Source organism: Alteromonas sp. ABE4_545 (assembly GCF_056161325.1).
In genome coordinates this window covers 1-223 of the sequence record NZ_JBSWYY010000107.1, presented here as the reverse complement: position 1 = coordinate 223, position 223 = coordinate 1, and the positions used below count along the sequence as shown (strand labels likewise).

The 223-nt window shown below is 50.2% G+C and carries 1 pseudogene; it reads right to left on the bottom strand.

Going from position 1 to position 223, the window contains the following annotated elements:
* A pseudogene (locus ACXAH6_RS20510) lies at nucleotides 1-223 on the bottom strand (transketolase); the annotation flags it as partial.

Genomic DNA, 223 nt, shown 5'->3' with positions numbered 1-223 from the left:
TTGCTCGATAGGTTGGTGTGTCGGGCCATCTTCACCCTGACCGATTGAGTCGTGGGTGTACACAAAGATGCTTTGCGCTTTCATCAAGGCTGACATACGCACTGCGTTACGGGCGTATTCCATAAACATCAAGAAGGTTGCACCGAACGGGATAAAGCCACCGTGCAGGGCAATACCGTTCATAATCGCACTCATACCAAATTCACGTACGCCGTAGAACACA